This window comes from Streptomyces pseudovenezuelae (assembly GCF_029892565.1).
Lineage (GTDB): Bacteria > Actinomycetota > Actinomycetes > Streptomycetales > Streptomycetaceae > Streptomyces > Streptomyces pseudovenezuelae_A.
Genome location: NZ_JARXVH010000010.1, coordinates 263500 through 284603, shown reverse-complemented (window position 1 = coordinate 284603; position 21104 = coordinate 263500). Strand labels below are relative to the sequence as shown.

The following is a 21104-nucleotide window of genomic DNA, read 5'->3' as shown; positions in this document are numbered from 1 at the left end:
CCCGTTCGAACGCTCGGGCTCGCGGGTACGTACGTGTCAGTGCACCCCGGTACGCTTCAGATATGAGCGCTGTCCCTCGTTCCGAAAAGCCGGTGGGCCGCTTCCGGCGCATGCTCGACCGGCTCTCCTCCTCCCAGGAGGACCTGGAGTCGGAGGAGCTGCGCGAGGACGCGGAGACCGCCGGCTGCGTGCGGATCGGTGACTGCCACGACCGACAGATCGTCACGGTTACTGGTACCTTGCGCACGGTCACCCTGCGCCCGCGCGCGGGAGTCCCGGCCCTGGAGGCCGAGCTGTTCGACGGCTCCGCCGCGCTGGACGTGGTGTGGCTCGGCAGGCGCTCCATCGTGGGGATAGAGCCGGGACGCAGACTGATCGCATCGGGCCGGATCTCGATGAGCAGAGGCCGCCGGGTGCTGTTCAATCCGAAATACGAACTGAGACCCCTCGGACGGGAGTAGCCGGTGACGTCGCTCGACAAGCCGACCGAAGACACTCAAGCCGACGATGCTCGGGCGGTGACCGAGGCCGCCCTGTTCGAGGCGTTCGGTGGAGTGCGGGGCATGGTCGAGACCGTCCTGCCCGGCCTGCTGTTCGTCACCATCTTCACGATCAACAAGGACCTGCACTGGGCGGCCATCGCCGCCCTCGCCGTGTCCCTGGCGCTCGTGGTGGTCCGGCTGGTCATGCGGGACACCGTCAAGCACGCCTTCAGCGGTGTCTTCGGCGTCGCCTTCGGTGTCGTCTTCGCGATGATGACCGGCAACGCCAAGGACTTCTACCTCCCCGGCATGCTCTACACGCTGGGCCTGGCGCTGGCGTACATCATCACGACCCTGTGCGGGGTCCCGCTGATCGGGCTCATCCTCGGCCCGGTCTTCAAGGAGAACCTCTCCTGGCGCACCCGCAACCCGGGCCGCAAGAAGGCGTATGCGAAGGCCAGTTGGGCCTGGGGCCTGATCCTCCTCGCCAAGTGCGCGGTCCTCTTCCCGCTGTACTGGTGGGCCAACACCGCACAGCTGGGCTGGGTCCTGGTCGCCCTCAAGATCCCGCCCTTCCTGCTGGCGGTCTGGCTGACCTGGGTCTTCCTCGCGAAGGCGCCCGCGCCGATCGACGTCTTCGCCGAGATGGAGGCGGAGGAGCAGGCCGAGAAGGACCGCAAGGCCGCACTCGCCGAGGAGCGCGCGGAGCAGGGCGAGGTCGCGGGCAGGCACCGCCGCGAGGCGTAGTCTCCGGCACGAAGAGCAGAGTTTCCGGTACGTGGATGAGGGGCCCTGGGAATCCCAGGGCCCCTCATCCACGTACCGAACCGGCAGAGCCGTCGGCTAGCCCGCCGCGTCCTCCCGGCGGACCGACAGCAGGTCCTCCAGTTGTTCCTCGCGTGCCTGGGCCGCCACGAACAGGAGTTCGTCGCCGGCTTCCAGGGAGTCCTCGCGGGACGGGGTGAGGACCCGGGTGCCGCGGATGATGGTGACCAGGGACGTGTCCTCGGGCCACTCCACGTCGCCGACCTGGGTGCCGGCCAGGGCCGACTCCTCGGGGAGGGTCAGTTCGACGAGGTTGGCGTCGCCGTGGCTGAAGCGGAGCAGCCGGACCAGGTCGCCGACCGACACCGCCTCCTCGACCAGGGCGGACATCAGGCGCGGGGTGGAGACGGCGACGTCGACGCCCCAGGACTCGTTGAAGAGCCACTCGTTCTTCGGGTTGTTCACGCGGGCGACCACGCGCGGAACGCCGTACTCCGTCTTCGCGAGCAGGGAGACGACGAGGTTGACCTTGTCGTCGCCGGTCGCGGCGATCACGACGTTGCAGCGCTGGAGCGCGGCCTCGTCCAGGGACGTGATCTCGCAGGCGTCGGCGAGCAGCCACTCCGCCTGCGGGACGCGCTCGACCGAGATGGCGGTCGGCGCCTTGTCGATGAGCAGGACCTCGTGGCCGTTCTCCAGCAGTTCGGCCGCGATCGAGCGACCCACCGCACCGGCACCGGCAATGGCGACCCTCATCAGTGACCGCTCTCCTCTTCGGGACCCTTGGCGAAGGACGCCTCGACCTTGTCGACCTCGTCGGTGCGCATCATCACGTGCACCAGGTCGCCCTCCTGCAGCACCGTCTGGGAGCTGGGCAGGATCGCCTCGCCGAGCCGGGTCAGGAACGCCACGCGGACGCCCGTCTCCTCCTGCAGCGTGCTGATCTTGTGGCCGACCCAGGCCGCGGAGGCATGCACCTCGGCGAGCTGGACACCGCCGGTCGGGTCGCGCCACAGCGGCTCGGCGCCCGAGGGCAGCAGCCGGCGCAGCATCTGGTCGGCGGTCCAGCGGACCGTCGCCACGGTGGGGATGCCCAGGCGCTGGTAGACCTCGGCGCGACGGGGGTCGTAGATACGGGCCGCGACGTTCTCCACGCCGAACATCTCCCGGGCCACCCGCGCCGAGATGATGTTCGAGTTGTCGCCGCTGGAGACGGCGGCGAAGGCGCCGGCCTCCTCGATGCCGGCCTCGCGCAGGGTGTCCTGGTCGAAGCCGACTCCGGTGACCCGGCGGCCGCCGAATCCGGGACCGAGACGACGGAAGGCGGTGGGGTCCTGGTCGATCACGGCGACCGTGTGCCCCTGTTGCTCCAGGGTCTGGGCAAGAGCGGAACCCACTCTTCCGCAGCCCATGATGACGATGTGCACGACCGTCCTTCCGGTGTCCTAAAACTACTGCTCAGCCAAGGGTCTCAGACCGACGCCCAAGCTACACACGCGCGGTAGGACGTCGGCACCCCTGTGCACGGTTGCCGTGCATGTCCTCGGCGTCAGCGGCGGCTGATGCTGCGGACACTCGCGAGCGTCAGGATTCCGAGGCCGACGAGGGTCGCCGCGGCACCGATCAACTCCGCTGTGGCGTGCATGGAACCTCCGGGTATGGCGGGCGGCAACGGCCGGGAAATGGGGTGGGGTTAGTCATATAGACATGGGGAGCGGGCGAGCTGCGGAATCCGTGGCGGGACCGCCGCCGAGTTCACCCGGAGAGCAGATGCGGGGTGGCGGGTAGTTGTGCACCCGTTCGAACGCCTACGATGCTCTGTTGTGTCCAAACTGACCGACGTGCCCAAGCGGATTTTGATCGGGCGCGCACTGCGCAGTGACCGGCTGGGCGAAACGCTCCTGCCGAAGCGCATCGCCCTCCCCGTCTTCGCCTCCGACCCGCTCTCCTCCGTGGCGTACGCCCCCGGCGAGGTGCTGCTGGTCCTGTCCATCGCGGGTGTGTCGGCCTACCACTTCAGCCCCTGGATCGCGCTCGCGGTCGTCGTGCTGATGTTCACCGTGGTCGCCTCCTACCGGCAGAACGTGCACGCCTACCCCAGCGGCGGTGGCGACTACGAGGTGGCGACCACCAACCTGGGCCCCAAGGCCGGGCTGACCGTCGCGAGCGCCCTGCTCGTCGACTACGTCCTCACCGTCGCCGTGTCGATCGCCTCCGGCATCGAGAACCTCGGCTCCGCCATCCCCTTCGTGGTCGAGCACAAGGTCGCCTGCGCGGTCGGCGTCATCGTGCTGCTGACCCTGATGAACCTGCGCGGGGTGAAGGAGTCCGGCAAGCTCTTCGCGATCCCGACGTACGTCTTCGTCGCGGGCGTCTTCATCATGATCGCGTGGGGCGCGTTCCGCGGCCTGGTGCTCGACGACACCATGCGGGCGCCGACGGCCCACTACACGATCAAGGCCGAGCACCAGGGCCTGGCCGGGTTCGCCCTCGTCTTCCTGCTGCTGCGCGCCTTCTCCTCCGGCTGCGCCGCGCTCACCGGTGTCGAGGCGATCTCGAACGGCGTGCCGGCCTTCCGCAAGCCCAAGTCGAAGAACGCGGCGAGCACGCTCCTCGCGATGGGCCTGCTCGCCGTCACCATGTTCTGCGGGATCATCGTCCTGGCCCTGACCACCAAGGTCCGCATGGCCGAGAACCCGGCCACCGACCTGCTCAAGAACGGCGCCGAGGTCGGCGCCGGCTATGTCCAGAACCCCGTCATCACCCAGGTCGCCGAGGCCGTCTTCGGCAAGGGCAGCTTCCTCTTCCTCGTCCTCGCCGCGGCCACCGCGCTGGTCCTGTTCCTGGCCGCCAACACCGCCTACAACGGCTTCCCGGTGCTCGGCTCGATCCTCGCCCAGGACCGCTATCTGCCCCGCCAGCTGCACACCCGCGGTGACCGCCTCGCCTTCTCCAACGGCATCGTGCTCCTTGCCGGCGCGGCCATGCTGCTCGTGGTCATCTACGGCGCCGACTCGACCCGGCTGATCCAGCTCTACATCGTCGGCGTGTTCGTGTCCTTCACGCTCAGCCAGACAGGCATGGTCCGGCACTGGAACCGCCACCTGGCCACCGAGAAGGACCCGGCCAAGCGCCGCCACATGGTCCGCTCGCGCGCCATCAACACCTTCGGCGCCTTCTTCACAGGACTGGTGCTGGTCGTCGTCCTCGGCACCAAGTTCACCCACGGCGCCTGGGTCGCCCTGCTCGGCATGGTCATCTTCTACGCGACGATGACGGCGATCCGTAAGCACTACGACCGCGTCTCCGCGGAGATCGCGGCCCCCGAGGGCCCGAGCGACGACAGCGTACGGCCCTCCCGCGTGCACTCGGTCGTCCTGATCTCCAAGATCCACCGCCCCACCCTGCGCGCCCTCGCCTACGCCAAGCTGATGCGCTCGGACACCCTGGAGGCGCTCAGCGTCAACGTCGACCCGGCGGAGACCAAGGCGCTGCGCGAGGAGTGGGAGCGGCGCGGGATCGACGTACCGCTGAAGGTGCTGGACTCGCCGTACCGCGAGATCACGCGGCCGATCATCGAGTACGTGAAGGGGCTGCGGAAGGAGTCGCCGCGGGACGCGGTGTCCGTGATCATCCCGGAGTACGTGGTCGGGCACTGGTACGAGCATCTGCTGCACAACCAGAGCGCCCTGCGGCTCAAGGGCCGGCTGCTGTTCGTGCCGGGGATCATGGTGACGTCCGTGCCGTATCAGTTGCAGTCCTCGGAGGCGGCCCGCAACCGGGCCCGCAGGCGGCAGGACTGGAACGCGCCGGGTGCGGTGCGGCGCGGTCCCGCGCAGGTGCGGCCGAAGGAGCCCACGGGCACCGGGACCGGTACGGGCACGGGCCCGGGCGGCAAGGGCTGACGTTCGTTGGTCGGCGGCCGGACGGCACCCACGTAGACTGGTGGGCTGTTGTCCGGCCGCTTTTCCTTTCGATGTTGTGGAGTCACCCCGCCATGCAGGCAGAACCGAAGAAATCGCTGGTCGGGGAGGCGTACGAGGTCGAGGTCGGGCCCGTCGCGCACGGCGGGCACTGTATCGCCCGTACCGCCGAGGGCCAGGTGCTGTTCGTCCGGCACACGCTGCCCGGCGAGCGGGTCGTGGCCCGGGTGACCGACGGCGAGGAGGGCGCCCGCTTCCTGCGCGCGGACGCGGTCGAGATCCTCTCGGCGTCCAAGGACCGCATCGAGGCGCCCTGCCCCTACGCCGGACCCGGCCGCTGCGGCGGCTGCGACTGGCAGCACGCCAAGCCGGGGGCGCAGCGTCGGCTCAAGGGCGAGGTCGTCGCCGAGCAGCTTCAGCGGCTCGCGGGTCTCACCCCGGAGGAGGCCGGCTGGGACGGCACGGTGTTGCCGGCCGAGGGCGACAAGCTGCCGGCCGGACAGGTGCCGCAGTGGCGCACGCGCGTGCAGTACGCGGTGGACGTGGACGGCAACGCCGGTCTGCGCCGCCACCGTTCGCACGAGGTCGAGCCGGTCGAGCACTGCATGATCGCGGCGCCGGGCGTCAGTGAACTCGGCATCGAGGAGCGGGACTGGGCCGGAATGGCGTCGGTCGATGCGATCGCGGCGACGGGTTCCCAGGACCGCATGGTGATCCTGGAGCCGAACCCGGGCGCCCGACTGCCCCTGGTCGAACTGGACCGCCCCGTCTCCGTCATGCGCGTCGAGGAGCACGACGGCGGTATCCACCGCGTCCACGGCCGCGCGTTCGTGCGCGAGCGGGCCGACGGCCGCACCTACCGGGTCGGCAGCGGCGGCTTCTGGCAGGTCCACCCGATGGCCGCCGACACCCTCGTCAAGGCCGTCATGCAGGGCCTGATGCCGCGCAAGGGCGAGATGGCGCTCGACCTCTACTGCGGCGTCGGCCTCTTCGCCGGCGCCCTCGCCGACCGCCTCGGCGACAAGGGCGCGGTCCTCGGCATCGAGTCCGGCAAGCGGGCGGTCGAGGACGCGCGGCACAACCTGGCCGGGTTCGAGCGCGTACGGATCGAACAGGGCAAGGTCGAGGCGGTGCTTCCGCGCACCGGCATCACGGAGGCCGACCTGATCGTCCTGGACCCGCCTCGCGCGGGCGCGGGCAAGCGGACGGTCGAGCACCTGGCGTCGCTGGGGGCGCGGCGGATCGCGTATGTGGCCTGCGATCCGGCTGCGTTGGCTCGGGACCTGGGGTACTTCCGGGACGGGGGGTACAAGGTGCGGACTCTGCGGGCGTTTGATCTGTTTCCGATGACCCACCACGTGGAGTGCGTCGCGATCCTTGAGCCCATCCCGAAGGACGCCTGACCTGCAGGTTCAGGTGATGTGCGTTATGTGCACTGTGGGCGTTACGGGCGATATCTTGACGCCGAAACGACGCTCGTGACGCTCAAATGACGCTCGTTCTGATGGGCCGCCAGCTGTCTGATCGCGCAGGTCACGCTGGATGGTAGGTGGAGTTTCCGAGGTCTGACTTTGCGGAAACTTGACGGAAATCGGCCTGGTTCCGCCGTCGCTGATTGCGGCGGCGGGTGCGCTGCCAGGCGCGGTTTGGCGGGGCTGGCGGCTGGACGGAGTAGGCGTTCAGTAGGTGGGTCCGTAGGGGCTCAAGCCGTGCATGAACGGCTTGAGCCCCTCGGCGCGCGGCTCGGGGATTTCCGGTAGCAACGGTGAACCGTTGAGCGGGTTCAGGCGTTTCACATGGCTCTCGGCCCATGCGATCCATGCCTCGGCTTCGTCCCTGGCCGGTCCGGTGGGAAGGCTCTCTGTGTGGAGTCGGAGTGCGCTGACGTACTCGGCCAAGCCTGCTGCCCGCCGCCACGCTTCGTGTTGCGCCTCCAGGTGTCGGACGCGGTATGCCTCTGCGTATTCGGTCGTCGCCTGCTGCTTCGCGGCTTCCCAGACCAGGCGCTGTTGCTTCGCCTGCTCGATGTCGGCCAGACGCTTGCGTTCGGCTGCCTCTCCGCGAAGACCGACCTCCTGCACGATCTCGGCGAGCTGGTCTTCAAGAGGGCGTGCGGACGTGTCGGCCCATTCGCCGGCTCGGTGCGGGAGGCCGCCGCTGACGCAGATCCTCAGACGGTCTGCGGGGGAGTGGTCGTAGCGCGGGATCCTGGTCCAGGAGTACTTCTCGGCGTCCGCGAGTTCCTTCTGAGTGGGGACGTGCTCAACCCGGTCCTGTTCCTGTAGGACGAGGAATTCGCATTTCTGGCCCTGTGCCGTGATGGTGAAGTGAGGTGGGCCGCTTCGCCGACGATGCGGTAGCGGTGCTGCATTCGCTGTGCCCATCGCGATGATGTGCCCCGCCTGCTGTGTTGCGGTGAGCAGAGCATGGATGAGTCGGAAAGCCCGGCTCTGCACGGACTTGGTCAGCCCCATGGGTTGAGGAAGGCTCTGTAGGGTTTTGACGATTGGATGCGGTTTTGTGAGCCGTGAGGGCACAGGAATGGGTGACAGCGTGGCCAAGCGCCAGGCGGGTGTGTCGACCAGCCGGATCTCGTAGCCGTCACGGCACCAACCTCCGTGCAGCTCCTTGGTCTTTGGGAGCTTCCCCGATCGTCGGGCAGCGGCGACGCGGATCGGCCATTTCTCGGTCTCCCGGCCGCTGGCTTCCCGTTTGACGATCCGGCCACCCGCCTCCGCAAGCTCTTCCAGGAGCTGCTCCGTGACGGTCTTCTTCCTCTTGCGGGGCACGGGGTTGGGGATCGGTGGAGGTGTCGGTGTGGCTACCTGCTCGCTGGCCTTCCGTCCTCCGGAGACTGCCGCCGGCTGCATTGCGGCTTTCTCGACTGGAGCGGTGCCTCTGGTGAGAGGTTTGTCGGGGGGATAGCTGCCGTGGTCGAGGAAATGCCGGCCTGCGGTCGTGAGCGTCGCGGACCAATGCCCTTTCCCCTTGGAGACTTTGACCAATCCTCGGCTCTGTAGCGCCTGGCAGCTGAGCTTGTGGGCCTCTCCCTCCCATATGCCGTCGGGGCAGCCTTGTCCGACCCACCGCAGCACCTGCAGTTGACGCTCGTTCACCTGACGCGCCACCCGAACCCCCTACTGTGCGAAGTTGCTCGTCGGCATTTTCACAGCTGAGCCCCGTCGCGGCGAGGTTGTCTTCGGTGAGGGCGTGCAGGGGCAGACTGTCTGGTGCGGTCATCGTGCTGATCTCCTTCGACACTTCGAAGATCAGTCGGTGGCCGCTTATCTATGCAGGCACCCACCAACACCAGGAGCAAACTCCCGGATCAGGTGGAACCTGTACACCACTTCCCAGGACGCAACCCCTGCTCCCTGCTCTCCTTGAGGTCGTCGAACAAGTACTCCTGCACCTCTGTGGCATGACCGGGCACGGCCTTCTGTAGTGCCTAGTACCCCTCACCGGTGAGCTGGGCGACTGCGCCTTGCCGGTCGCCGTCGGCACTGCAACGGCTCACCCAACCGGACTCCGCTATCGCGTTCATGGCGTGGGAGTGCCGACTCCGTGAGGAGTTGCTGACCTCGGCAAGGCGGCTCATGCAGGGAGCCGCCGGGGCTCCTTGGAGAGCGGTGCGGAGTGGGTGGCCATGCCGTCGTACAAGTAGTTGAGAGCTCAGCCGCTGAGCTCTCGATCATCTTCAGTGTCATCTGTATCAGCGGGTTCACCATGTACTGACGATGTGACTCCATCACAGGTGCTCATGGGCCATCCTGGGTGCCCGGGAAGGGCGGGGTACGCCGCTTCGAGGCGGCTGGGCACTCGGGTTAGTGGACGGTCGAGAACCGCTTAGGTTCTGCCAGAACGGCGCGTGCGCCGTCGAAGTCGGCCAGTCTTGCCGACAGGGTGGCCACGGCGAGGCGTTGGGGGAGCGCTGCTGAGAACTTCAGGCCGCGCACTGCCCGCTGGTCGACGTCGGGTAGTACCAGTGACAGCCCGGCTTCTACGGCGCTCAGTGCGTCCCGCCACATGTCTGGGCTCAGGTCCTCCCGTAGCCGCAGGTAGCAGTCCGTCGGCCGCTGGACGGGGTCGGTGATGGACGACAGCGTCGCGCCCAGCGTCACATTGGCCCGATAGCCCGCCCACGTCCACCAGCGGACGTCGTTTCCGCGCCGCGCGACCAGCGTCCCGCCGGGGTGGACGAGGTGATGGGCGTCCTCGTCACGCCACTCCTGGAGGCAGACCTCGGCTCGTCGGGTGAGTGAGACCCGTGGGTCGGTGCCCAGAAGGACATCCCGCATGGCGCGCGTTAACTGGTACGAGAGCCCGACGAGTGTGCCCCCGGACCACTTGGCGATCCCGCCGCCGTCCACCGGCTCGACGAACACTCGCTTGCGCCCCCAGTCGATGAACGTCACCTGCCAGCTGCGGCCCGCCAGCAGCAGTCTTCGCGGGCCTGGACGTTCCTCCGTGAGTACGGACGGGTCCATCCGACCGATCTCGGCGCGACCGGACAGGACGGTGAACTGCGGTGGCGCGGTGAAGGACGCGGTCAATTCGATGAAGTGACGTCGCCCGAAACGACGTTCGGCCTCCAGGCCGATGAACAGCATGCCTTGGTCGGTGTCCAGGAAGCCACCCTCCGTCAGGTGACGCAGGATGGGAGCGGCGGAACGGTCGAAGGGGGCCAGGCCGTTCCACTGCTCGGGCCACACCTGATCACCCAGCTTGTGCTCCTGGAGCGTGGCGGCTAGCAGTTGCTGCGCGACGAGATGGCGCGGCTCGGGTGGTGCGACAACTGGTTCGACCCAACCGCGGCCCCAAAGGAGCAGCAACGCGGCGGCCTGCAGCAGACTGTCCTTGTGGGTGGCCAGGAACAGGCAGTTGCGGGTGTTTCCCGCGCGACGCCCAGTACGCCCGACCCGTTGGAGGAACGAGGCAACTGTGCTGGGCGAATCAATCTGGACGACTCGGTCGAGGTCGCCGACGTCGATGCCCAGTTCCAGGGTGGACGTGGCCACGATGACACAGTCACGGGCTTCGGCGAATGCCTGCTCGGATCGAGCCCGCTCGTCGATCGAGAGAGAGGCATGAGACAGGAACACTGTGACGTCACGCGCCCGGAGTGCCGCGCCCAGCTCCTCGACCTGCCGTCGTGACTCACAGAAGACCAGACGCTTTTCACCCCGGTGCAGGGCCGCGATGACCTTGGCGGCGTTGGACAGAGAGCCCACATAGTCGAGTTCGATCTCACCGGGCGGGGACCCGGTCGTGCCGCCCGCAGGCACCTGGGCGGACGATCCCCCGGAGGGAGTCGTGAGCTCTGGGCCGATAACCTGTCCCGGGCGCCGACCGGCGCCGGATCCTTGTAACCAGGTGAGCAGTTGGTGGGGATTTCCGACGGTTGCCGACAGCCCGACCCGCTGAATGGGACGCCCAGTGACCCGTTGGAGGCGTTCGAGGACAGCCAGAAGATGCCATCCCCGGTCGTCGCCCGCGAACGCGTGCACCTCGTCGACGACGACGGCCCGGACTCCGCCCAGCAAGTGGGCGTGATCCGTCTTCACTCCAATCAGCATGGCTTCCAGCGACTCGGGCGTCGTCAGCAGGATGTCGGGCCTGTCGGTACGAATGCGCTGACGCTTCGACTCCTTCGTGTCCCCGTGCCACAGTGCCGCGCTCCGACCGAGCCACTGCGCGTAACCGTCGACGCGCGTCACCAGGTTGTTGAGTAGCGCCTTGAGCGGGCAGAGGTAGAGGACTGAAGTGCCGGTCCATCCCTGTGCGGACATGGCCGACAGGATCGGCAGACAAGCTGCCTCGGTCTTGCCGCTGGCGGTGGGTGCGAGGAGTATGGCGTCCTCGCCGTCCATCACCGGGTTGATCGCGGCTCGCTGCAGGGGCCGCAGATCCGGCCAGCCGAGCGTATTGACCACGTGGTGCAGGATGACGGGGTCGAGCCGGTCGACAGGATCCGCAGCCGACGTCATCACAGCTCCAGGTCAATGTCGTCGGCCGACGAGGAACCGGCCAGGTTCCGCTCTACGTCGGTGAGTTCACTGCCGCCCACCGTGAGCCGGTAGTGCTGGCGCGGGGCGAAGTCCGGGAACTGGTCGATGCGGTCGAGGATGTCGCCGACCAGCTTCTTGAGGAAGAGCCGGGGTGCGACCCCCACCTTGCCGCCGAGGGCTCCGCCCACCGCACGGGCGAGATCGGCGACGTACGCGTCGTCCGCCAGAGCTTTGATCCGGTCGGGAGAGTCTGCCCCGGCTGCGTAGAGATCCCGGATGGATATCCCGAGGCCGGTCAGCGACTCCAGGGTGAATCCGGGCAGGCGCAGCTGAACCGCCCGGGGGTTGTCGAATCGGGGATCGGTCGTGAAGTCCGTGGCGAGCCGTTGGGCGAGCGGCGGGAGCCGCTGCACGCCCTGCTGGCCGTCGTAGAAGGCGGGTGTGCCGGTGATGACCAGATAGAGGCCAGGGAACCGCCCGGAGTGAACTTCGTCGATCAGCTGGCGCAGGGCGTTGAGTGCCTTGTCCCGGGCATCCGACCGCACTCTCTGCAGGGTTTCCACTTCGTCCAGTACGACGAACAGACCTCGGTGGCCGGAATCCCGCAGGACGATGAGCAACCCCTGCAGGAAGCCGAGGGCTCCGAAGTGGTCGAGGTCGCCACGTACCCCTGCGGAGCGGCGTGCCGCAGCCGCCACATGGGGCTGGCCGCCGAGCCAGGCGAGGATGGCCGCTGCCGTCGCCTCGTCGCCCTCGGCGAGCGCGGTCCGGTAGCCGCGCAGCGCGGTTGCGAAGGACGTGGCGTGTCGCGACACCTCGGTCAGCCGGGCGGTCAGCAATTCCTCCACCGCGCCGCTCAGATCGTTCTCGTCGGCACCGGCGGCGAGAGCGTCCTCCTCCAGGGCGTAGAACCAGGCGTCCGCCACAGGCCGCAGGGCACTTGGCGGGAAGCTTGAGGTGGACAGCCGCTCAGTGAGGCGTCGGTAGACGGTCTCCAGCTTGTGCAGCGGAGTTTCCGTCTCCGAGATCTGGATCTCGGAGACGGCGAAGTTGCGCTGCTTGGCGCGCTCTCCGAGCCAGCGAGTGAAGAAGGTCTTACCGGAACCGTACTCACCGCGCACAGCTTTGAAGACCGAGGCGCCGGAGGCGACCGCGTCGAGTTCCGCGTCGAGCGCGGACTCGAAACGGTCGAGGCCGGTGGCAAGAAGATCCAGGCCACTCTCGGGCACCGCACCGCGCCGGAGGGCGTCGAGAGCGGCGCGCCGCCGGGCGGCGGAGACGAGTGAAGGACGAGGATCGATCACTTGCTGATTGTCCCATCCGTGCCAGGCTGTGAACCGTGCTCTGAGGTCACCTGCTGCGGAGACTGCCGTACCCGAGGTTGGCCGTGAGGTAGGTGACGAAGTCGCTGCTCTTCGCGGTCCTGTCGGCTCCCGACCGATTCTCCAGTTGGAATATCTGGAACTGCTCCTGAAGCGACGTCCACAGCAATTCGAGGCGCGCGGTGCTCGGGAAGACTTCTTCCCGAGCGGCGTTGTTCAGAGTTTCCGGCTTGCTGAACACACGGCCGATGAGGTCCACGGCACCGAGCATGGCGAGGTGGAAGTGCAGGTTCGTGTGCAGCGAACGGGATATGGGATCCGACGTCGACTGCAGGAACTCGTCCACCTGGCGTTGAGCCTTGGCCAGCCACAGGTAGACGGGAAGTTCCGTCTTCGCCGAGAAGACGCGCCGGTAGTCGGTGTCGGACTTCAACAGGCTCGAGGGGCGGGCACGGGCGTAGTCGGGCTGTCCCAGCGCCATGGCCATCACGGACTGTGCCAGCAGGGGAATGCTGACGATACGGTCGGCCGGCTTGCCCTGGTTCCGGTAGAAGTTCTTGCGCCGGTCATAGAACCAGCCGTGTTCCAAGAAGTACGACTCGATCTGCCGTTGGATGTCGTCCGTGGCCCGGAGGGAGGCGGCCGGTACGCTCGTCTGCCGGTTGGTGGCGCGGATGACGGAGTCCCGGGCGGCCTGGTCCACGGTGACGAGGATGCGTACTTGCACGAGCCTCTTGAAGACGAGGTCGGCTGGGTCCGTCAAGTAGAGGGCGTGCAGGGTCTCGTGGAGGGTGTACGAGGTCTGGAGGCCGTTGACTATCTGTACGTCGGAGAGGCTGAGCCGCTTTCCGATGGAGGTCGCCTGCGAACACACGATGGTGATGCCGTTGTTGAGCCACCAGAACTCCGGTGCCTCGGAGTTCTGGAGGGAAGCCGTGATCTCTCGGTTCACCTCGACATTGCCCTGATAGTCGCGGACGTTCCAGTCGAAGATGTGGGACTTGATCGACCCGGTCTCGTCGCTGAGGAAGTCGAGGTACTCGCCCAGGCCGACAAGGGCGATGTGACTGGTGCCGTGGGTGATGCTTTCCCTGTAGGGCAGTTCCAGGGTGTACGAGGGGAGGGTGCTGGCACGCTGCCAGAGTTCCGCGGGGCCGAGGAACTCGACCTCGCCGGTTGAGATCGCGAAGGCGTTGGAGAATTGCGTCTCCAGGATCTTGGCCTTCGCCTGAACCTTGGGGTGCACCTCGCTCGCCTCGCCGCGCGTCACGTACGAGAACTTGATGAGTACGGTCGGATGACGGGTGAGGAGCCGCGTCAACGCTGTCCTGAAGAGTCTGAAGCGAGCGAGGAGATCGGCTGTGTACAGCACGCCGACGGTGTCCTCGTCGACCTCCATGTTCAGCAGGTTTGCGCAGGTGGACGCCGCCTTGTCCAGGGCTGTTTCGGAGAAGCCGGCGCTTGTCTTGGCCTGGATGAGCCAGAGCGTCAGCTGGCTCCCCTGCTCCACGTTCGAGACAGCGGAGTGCTGCTGGAAGATCTCGCTGTCCTCGTGCAGGAGCCGACCGCCGAGGAAGACGTAGGCCCCGTCGATGCCGCCGTCGTTGGCGCCTCCGATCACGCCGGCCTCGATCTCCTCCTCCGAGAGACCGAAGCCGTGCAGCGCGTGTTCGCCGGCGAACCTCTCGAAGGCTGCGTCGAAGGAGAGCGGGACGGAGCGAGTGGTGCGGCGCTCCTCGATCATTTGGTTGATTAACACACGGTCGTTGGCGCTCATGGCTCCTGGCTCATCGGTGGAGGTAGCGGCATGTGGAACGTCAGCCCAGGTCGAACTGCATGCGGAGCAAGGAGAGATCGAGACGAACGGTCCGCCCGTCCGGCAGCGTGTCCAGGACTTGCACTCCGTCGTAATTGAGTAGTTGGCGCAGGATCGCGGCGAACCCGTCTGCTCGGGTCACCGGGTAGGACACGCGCTGCGCCAGGGCGGACACCGGCAGCGTGCCCCCGGCGTCGAGCAGGGCTCGAATTGCCCCTTCGACTTTGTCCATGGGCGGCTTGCGGGCAAGCAGGCCGATCTGGCCCTGAAATGCCTCTGAAGCGACGAGGGTGGAGATGAGGGTTTCGTCGGGATCGACGAGGGTGGTGGCCACCAGTGTCTCCTCGGCGTCGTGTGCCGGGACTACTGCGAGCTCGAACAACGAGTCGTGCGTACGGGCCAGTTGGGACTGGGTCTCCGTTCGCGCCTGCCGCTTTGCCGTGGCTGTCGGAGCCGGCGAGACGGTGATGGGGTGGGGCGTGGACGCCTCCAGTAGCCACCAGGTCGGCCGCTGGTCCTCCAGCTCCCGCCAGGCTGCAGGCGGGGTCGCTCCGAACGGCAGGAAGGCCAGCACAGGAATCGTGAACTCGGCGAGGGACGCCCCGCCGTGGTATCCGGCCTTGCGGGCTGTGTACCGGGAATCGGCGTCCCACAGTGCGACGATCGATCCCCCGGACTCCGGCGCGACGACCCGGGGGCCGTGCAGTGCGACCTCCATCGGGCCTACCGCGCCGTCCGGTGACCGGTGACGGGCGGACTGCGGCGAGCTGGCGTCCACCTTCGCTCCGTGCCGGTCCACGACATGCCCGTGGTCGCTGGTGATGACCACCGCCATCCCCTGCGAGGCGGCGATCCGCAGCAGATCCGGAAGACCCGGGATATGTCCGGCCTGCCAGGCGCCGTCCCCCAGCTTCTGTTCCTTGGCGAGTCGGTCGTCGATCGCGTTGAGGACCACAGCCACATGTGTACGGCCGTCCATGAGCGCTTCGGTGAGCGCGGGCCCAAAGGCGTCTCCCGCGCTGTCGGCTCGCAGATCGTCCTTGTGGAACACTGCCGCCTGCGCACCGTTCCAGAACGGAAGAGCGGGAAAGAGCTGGGCCTCGTCCTTCTGTGATCCCTGCGCCACTTTGCCCGCGAACAGCGAAGTGCGGGAAACGGAAGTGAGAGTGGGAAGAACCGCCGCCATGGCACGGCGGAGCGGAGCGCCTTCGGCGGCCACCGGATCGAACTCGGCCCAGGTGGCGCGTAGTTCCTCGCCCAGTTCGGTGGCGATGGCCGTACTCATCCCGTCCAGGACGATCAGCAGCACACGCCGGTCGGCGGCACCGCGGACCACCGGCTTCACCACTCGATCCAGGAATGTCTCCACCGTCAGCATTCCGCCGGGGTCTGTGCCCGCTGCGGTCCAGGTCGCCAGAACGCGTGCGAACTCACGGTCGATCTCGTGGCGCCGCGCACGCACGCGCACGGCCAGCGAGTCGTAAGCGGCCGTCAGTTGGTCGTCGGAGTCCCCACCGGCATCGATGTGTTCGAGGGCCCGGTCCACCCAACCGGTCTCCTTGAGGTGGCGCTCTATGGCTCCGCCCACGTGGGACGCCTCGGTTTCCGGTTCGGTGGCCAGCCACCGGACGAGCCGCTGGGCCATGCGGGTCCGCTCGATCCGCGACTGGACCTCCGGTCCCTGCGCACGCCGGTGCCTGCTCAAGGACCGCACGGCTGCGTCGAGCGGTCCCGTCTCACCGGCTGCCAGAGCCTCTCCTACGGCCGTGAACCTGGCGTCCAGACCTGCTGACAAGAGTGGACTGGTCCTGGCGGCGGCTTCCGCGCCGAACTGGCGGACCAGTACTGATGCGCTCTTCAGTACTGTGTCGCTGGTCCGGCGGGCCTCGCGGGCTGTTTCCGAGCCTGCAGCATGGTCCCTGGCTGCTGCGGCGAGCAGTGTGCCGACGTAGTCCTCCGAGGCCCGACCGAAGGCCGTCGTCATGGAGACCAATTGATCCCCCTGCGCTGAAGGGCGCTCTCCGAACCAGCGTTCCGCGCGGCCGCGTGCCGTGTAGACGGCGGCGTCCGGTTCGGAATGGCACCACAGCGCGGCACAGACAAGTCCGAAGGCCACCGCGTCCGGCCCGTGCTCGGCCTCGACGAGGTCCAGGAGCGCTCGACCCGCGAGTCCGGCGCGGTCGTCTTCGCTGAGGAACTCCGACAGGCCGCCGCGTTCGGGGCCGCGCAGCGCCAGGAAGCGCTCTGGACGGCCCGGAAGCAGGGACCATCCCAGCAGCGCGTGGGTGTCGAGGCGGTCGGCGGACGTGGTGTGGTCCTGACGGACCGCCTCGTCCTGGTAACTGCCCAGCCTCAGACGACGCAGCGCGAGCGCGGACAGGGCCGTGCCGCGCGACAGGATGCCGCCTCCCAGCCGGGGCCAGCCGCCCCTCGGTGGCGCGGCGTCCAGCAGGGCCTCCGCAGCCCACTTGTCGTCCCTGAGTCGCTGGTCGATCTGATGAGCGCCGAACGCGTCCCGCACCACGTCCCAGCTGTCCACCGTGTCGATGCGCTTCTTGTGGGCGCGGGCCAGGATGGCGGGGTCGAGCTCGTTCAGTTCGCGGTCGGTCAGGACGACTAGCAGGTCGGGGCCGGTCGCCGTGTCCGACAGGTGGTCGAGCAGGAGTTCGTGCACGGCGAGCGGGGAGGGAGCGGCCGTGATCCGGACCGACAGCCCGTCGCCCCAGACGTGTTCGGCGGGCCCGTCCCACTGCGGAGCGGAGCGCAGCAGCACCGCCCGTCGCTGCTCCTGGCCCGTCAGGGCGTCGGAGAGAGAACTCTGGGCCGACAGGAATTGGGTGATCGTCGCGAGGTTCAGCCGCACGGCCACCGTGCTGGTCGTCGCCGTGCTCATCCTTCGACGACCCGCCATTCGATCTCTACGGTGGTGCCGGGTTCGGCTGTCGCCAACTCCGCGATCTCAGCCTGGAGTTCGGCCACCGCCCTGGACGCACTTGTCCGCCCGCCCCCGGAGCGCTTCACTCGCCCCGGAGTAGACGGTCCTCTGCTCGACGTCTGCTGCTCGGGGACCGGCGGGTGACTCGTCGGAGTGTCGAGCGGTACGTCACCGGGGCGCGGGGACGGGGATGCGGGCGGCGGAGTCGGCGTCGCCCTGTTGCGTTTCACCAGAGCCAGTACTTCGCGCTGCGTCCTGGCCAGCGCCTCCTTCAGGTCGTTGGTCCGCTGGTCGCTCTGCGCGGCGTTGCGCAGGGACTCCAGCAGTGCCTGTCCCTCGGGGCCCTCCGTGGTGGCCAATTCGAGGGTGGTCCAGGACGCCGAGTCCAGCGCTTGTGCCACCGCACGGGCCTGCTTGACCGAGCTCCCGAACCGGTGAGCGCTGACCTGACCGAAGTCGAAGGCGGCTAGGGCCTCTACGGTCTTCCGTGCTCCGGCGGCGCCCTGACCGGCCGAGCGCGTGAGCTCCTGGAGCAGTTCGACGGCCCGCCGTGCTACGGAGAGGCGCCCGCCCTCGATGGTTTCGTCGAGCTGGAGGAAACCGGCGTGCCGCTCCAGCTGGGTCACCAGCTCACGGGCCGCCTCCAGGTGGGCGCCCGCCTGCCGGGCGATCTGCCGGGCGAGCTGGTTGACCATGCGGCCACGTCGCAGCGTGGGCGCGGGATCGCCGAAGACCGTTGAGAATCGCTCGCGGGTAGCACCCCAGTCCTCCTCAGAGGGCAGCGGCTGGCTGCGCAGCGCGTCATGATCCTTGATCTCGTTGAGTGCGGGCGCCGGGTCGAGAGGCGTGCCTGCGCGTACCCACACTCGATCGTCCATCTCGGCGAACGAGGCCACGACGAGGCGGGCGAGAAAGCCCGGCAGACCGCGCGGTGTGGGCCGGTCCGTCCAGTCGGTCAGGGTGATCAGGCTGAGGTCTCCGGTCACACCCTGTCCCCTGGCGAGCTGCCGGAAATGCTCCGCCCAGTACTCCGACACCTCGAAGTACGCCTCCTTCTGCTGCCCCAGCCGCAGCGGAGTGGCTACTCGGCGCATCAGGTTCCGGTCGGCTGCGGGGACTTCGGCGCGTCCGTCACGAGCCTCGGCGGCGGCTCGTACGTGGGTGAAGACCTTCCTGGCGTCGGCAGGCTTGACGACGGTGCCGTTGCCGTCGGGGTCGAGGCTCGGGTGGTCCGGGTACTGGCTAGCGAGCAGCTTGCCTGCGATGTGTCGGATGCCGTCCCGCAGTGACTGGCCGAAGGACAGCGTCAGCCCCTCGACTTCGCGCAGCGACTGCAGATGGTCGCCGAAGCCGAGTTCCACATCGGTGGCCTTCTTGTCGGCGAGGCCGTACGCCTGCTTGAAGGCCGCCTTCACGTTCTTGAGCAGCGAGTCTCGCTGGGTCTCCAGGAGTCCCTTCGCACGGGCCCGGTTGTCGGGGCTCAGGTGGCTGGCGTACTGGCCGTCGAACCGCTGGCTGTCGGACAGGGCCTTGTCGATGACGACGAGGCGGCGGAAGTCGGCGTACCGCTGACTGGAGAGGTGGGTGGGCAGCCAGGCGACACTGCGGGACGGCTCGCCCTGTCGCTCGCGCAGCCGCTGCATCCGCATGGCGTCCTCGCGTGCGCCCCACTCGCTGTCGTCGAAGGGAAGGTCGATCACGAGCCGCCAGTGCCCGTCCTGCTGGGGCATGAGGTCGTGGTCCGGCAGCTCATCCACGTCGGCGACATTGCCGAACACCACCTCGACGCTGCGCTCCGTACCCCGCCATGCGAAGTGCAGCTCGTTGATTAACTGGTCCTGTTTGATGCCAAGTTCCTCGACGAGGAGCCGCTTGGCGAGGGCCTCGCGGTTGCCTGGGTTGTCATTGACGTTGGCGTTGGCGACAACTGAGTCGACGTCGACGCCGGACAGTTCGAGCCGGACGCCCGGGTTGGCCTCGGTGCCGATCTCCTTGATCTCGGGGAAGCGGCCTGCCCACTCGGCCACTTTGTTCTTGAGGATGCCGTACTCGCGGCCCGGGATCGGGGCGACCACCGAGCCGTAGTTGAGTGCGGACAGGCGGCGGATGGTCAGGTCGGACAGGGCAGGGACGCTCGGGGCGAGCGCCGAGAGCAGCAGCGTGCCGACTATGCGGTTGTCACCAGTGAACTGCTTGATGCGGGTGCGCAGGTCCGGGTCAGTGATGCTGTCGGGACGGTGGGTGTACTGCTCGATGACCTCCTCCGACACGTTGTGCGTGAGGAGGAGGTACGGCCGTAACTTCGTCCGGTACAACTTGTCGGCTGCCTCGAAGACCACCTTCAGGCTGTCGGTGAACGGCTTGTCGCCGCCCGCTGTGATCACTGGATACAGGTCGCCGACCGGGATCAGGTCGCCCAGCCGTAACTCCGCCCGGTGCTCGGCGAGCAGCTGCCCCATCAGCTTCAGGCCGGTCCGGTTGCGCTGGAGCGCGGAGGACACGTGCACGAGAGTGTCCATGAACGCTGGCGAGAAGGGGTACGTCAGCCGGAAGCTCTCCTCGTCCGCGCCGACGCCGTCGGCACCGCGGTCGGAGCCCAGAAGCGTGTCCCATACCTCCTGGCGGATCCTGCGGGTCTTCTCGAACTCCGCGTCGACGAGGGCAGCGGCTTCGCCGTCCTTGGGCTTGAGTAGCCGCGCGTGCGCTACCTGTGGAAGGTTGCGGTCTTCCAGCGTGATCTTGTCGAACCGGCCCGAGGCCAGGTTGAGCGTGTCCTGGATGGATGCCTCGGCCGCCCCCGACACCTCCTCGCCGACAAGCTCGCGCAGGTCGCGCTGGCGGGCGATGAACGAGATCACCGGCACGGCACGGCGGGCGTCGCCGCCCTCCACGAAGTTGGTGATCTTGCCGGCTTCGCGGGCCACGAACTTCTGGTCGTGGATGAGGGTCGCGAGCCAAAGGATCAGCTCGTCCATGAAGAGGATCAGCCCGTCGTAACCGAGCGCCTTGGTGTGCTCGGCGATCACGGACAGGCCGGCGTCGAGCGAGACGAACCCGTGCTCGTCCTCGGCGGCGTTCTTGGCGAAGCCGGGCAGCAGGTGCGTGCTCGCGTCCTGGACAAGCCGTGCCCGCAGCTCGGCGGGTGTCGACGGGCTGACCAGGTTGAGCGCCTGGCCGCCCTCGTGGACCTCCTCGGCGGCGAGGGCGGTGTCGAGCAGCTGAGGCGTCCAGCCGAACGCCTCGCCCCACTCGTCCTCCTCGTCCGCGGCGCCGTCGCCGACGTCCGCCGAGGTGAGGCCGCCGATCACCGCCTGGTTGCCCATACGGGACCGCATCGCGCGGATGTCCTCGAACAGGGCGTCCGTCCGGTACACCTGCGGCGTCGGAGCCTCGGGGTGCAGCTTCTTGACGTGGCTTACGTATCCGCCGAGGATCCGCTGCTCCAGGGCCTTCGCTCCGAGCATGTGGTAGGGCACGAGCAGGAATCGCTTCCCCTCAGTGCCGAGCCACTCGTGCTTGGTGAGCACCGGGTCCAAGTCTGTCCGCGCGCGGACCGCCGGGGCTCCGCTGAGCAGTGCATGGAGCACCGCCATGAAATGCGACTTACCGGAACCGAACGACCCATGGAGGTAGGCCGCCTTCGACGTGTGCCCGTCGAGCGCGGCCCGGATCAGCCCGAGCGCCTCGTCGAAGTTCTCCAGCAGCCGTTCCGTGACCACGTAATCTCGCAGTGCACGCTCGGCGCCCTCCGGGGCTGTCGCCTCCGAGAGCTGGAGGACGAAGTCCGATGTGGAAATGGACTCCTTGATGTCGATGACATCGTGGAGTAAGAGCGGCTGTTGGGACATGAAAG

Annotated in this window: 12 protein-coding genes; 4 read left to right on the top strand and 8 right to left on the bottom strand. The window is 67.9% G+C overall.

What is annotated here, in order from left to right; genetic code table 11:
* The first annotated feature begins 62 nt into the window (after positions 1-62).
* Together M2283_RS30595 and M2283_RS30590 are read left to right on the top strand one after the other, a co-directional pair.
* Positions 63-461, top strand: coding sequence for an OB-fold nucleic acid binding domain-containing protein (locus M2283_RS30595; RefSeq protein ID WP_123997184.1), 399 nt, complete (start codon positions 63-65; stop codon positions 459-461).
* Between the two features lie 3 nt (positions 462-464).
* A complete protein-coding gene (locus M2283_RS30590; protein WP_280879669.1) occupies positions 465-1229 on the top strand; it encodes a DUF3159 domain-containing protein in 765 nt (254 codons plus the stop codon).
* Positions 1230-1325: 96 nt separating this feature from the next.
* Here the strand turns inward: M2283_RS30590 and M2283_RS30585 are convergent, their stop codons facing one another.
* Both M2283_RS30585 and M2283_RS30580 read right to left on the bottom strand, forming a co-directional pair.
* Positions 1326-2003, bottom strand: coding sequence for a potassium channel family protein (locus M2283_RS30585; protein WP_123997182.1), 678 nt, complete (start codon positions 2001-2003; stop codon positions 1326-1328).
* Complete coding sequence (locus M2283_RS30580) at positions 2003-2674, bottom strand: potassium channel family protein (protein WP_280879668.1); 672 nt, start codon at positions 2672-2674, stop codon at positions 2003-2005. The genes M2283_RS30585 and M2283_RS30580 overlap by 1 nt, the downstream gene beginning before the upstream one ends.
* A gap of 396 nt (positions 2675-3070) precedes the next feature.
* On the opposite strand from M2283_RS30580, the gene M2283_RS30575 reads away from it, so the two are divergent.
* Positions 3071-5152: an APC family permease gene (locus M2283_RS30575; protein ID WP_280879667.1), complete on the top strand. Its 2082-nt coding sequence runs from the start codon at positions 3071-3073 to the stop codon at positions 5150-5152.
* A 92-nt stretch (positions 5153-5244) separates the two neighbouring features.
* Positions 5245-6573, top strand: coding sequence for a class I SAM-dependent RNA methyltransferase (locus tag M2283_RS30570; protein WP_280879666.1), 1329 nt, complete (start codon positions 5245-5247; stop codon positions 6571-6573).
* Between the two features lie 276 nt (positions 6574-6849).
* Here M2283_RS30570 and M2283_RS30565 read toward each other — a convergent pair whose 3' ends face one another.
* The 6 genes from M2283_RS30565 to pglY all read right to left on the bottom strand — a co-directional run bounded on the left by M2283_RS30565 (position 6850) and on the right by pglY (position 21099).
* A complete protein-coding gene (locus M2283_RS30565) occupies positions 6850-8298 on the bottom strand; it encodes a hypothetical protein (protein WP_280879665.1) in 1449 nt (482 codons plus the stop codon).
* A gap of 696 nt (positions 8299-8994) precedes the next feature.
* The gene (locus M2283_RS30560) at positions 8995-11157 is read right to left on the bottom strand and encodes a DEAD/DEAH box helicase (RefSeq protein ID WP_280879664.1); all 2163 of its coding nucleotides are present in this window, start codon (positions 11155-11157) and stop codon (positions 8995-8997) included.
* The gene (gene brxD, locus M2283_RS30555; RefSeq protein WP_280879663.1) at positions 11157-12482 is read right to left on the bottom strand and encodes a BREX system ATP-binding protein BrxD; all 1326 of its coding nucleotides are present in this window, start codon (positions 12480-12482) and stop codon (positions 11157-11159) included. The genes M2283_RS30560 and brxD overlap by 1 nt, the downstream gene beginning before the upstream one ends.
* 46 nt (positions 12483-12528) lie before the next feature.
* Entirely contained in the window at positions 12529-14277 is a 1749-nt protein-coding gene (locus M2283_RS30550) for an AIPR family protein (RefSeq protein ID WP_280879662.1), read from the bottom strand.
* Positions 14278-14317: 40 nt separating this feature from the next.
* On the bottom strand, positions 14318-17209 hold the full coding sequence (gene pglZ, locus M2283_RS30545; protein ID WP_280879661.1) for a BREX-2 system phosphatase PglZ: 2892 nt from the start codon (positions 17207-17209) through the stop codon (positions 14318-14320).
* Entirely contained in the window at positions 17206-21099 is a 3894-nt protein-coding gene (gene pglY, locus M2283_RS30540; protein WP_280879660.1) for a BREX-2 system ATPase PglY, read from the bottom strand. The genes pglZ and pglY overlap by 4 nt, the downstream gene beginning before the upstream one ends.
* Between the last annotated feature and the right edge of the window lie 5 nt (positions 21100-21104).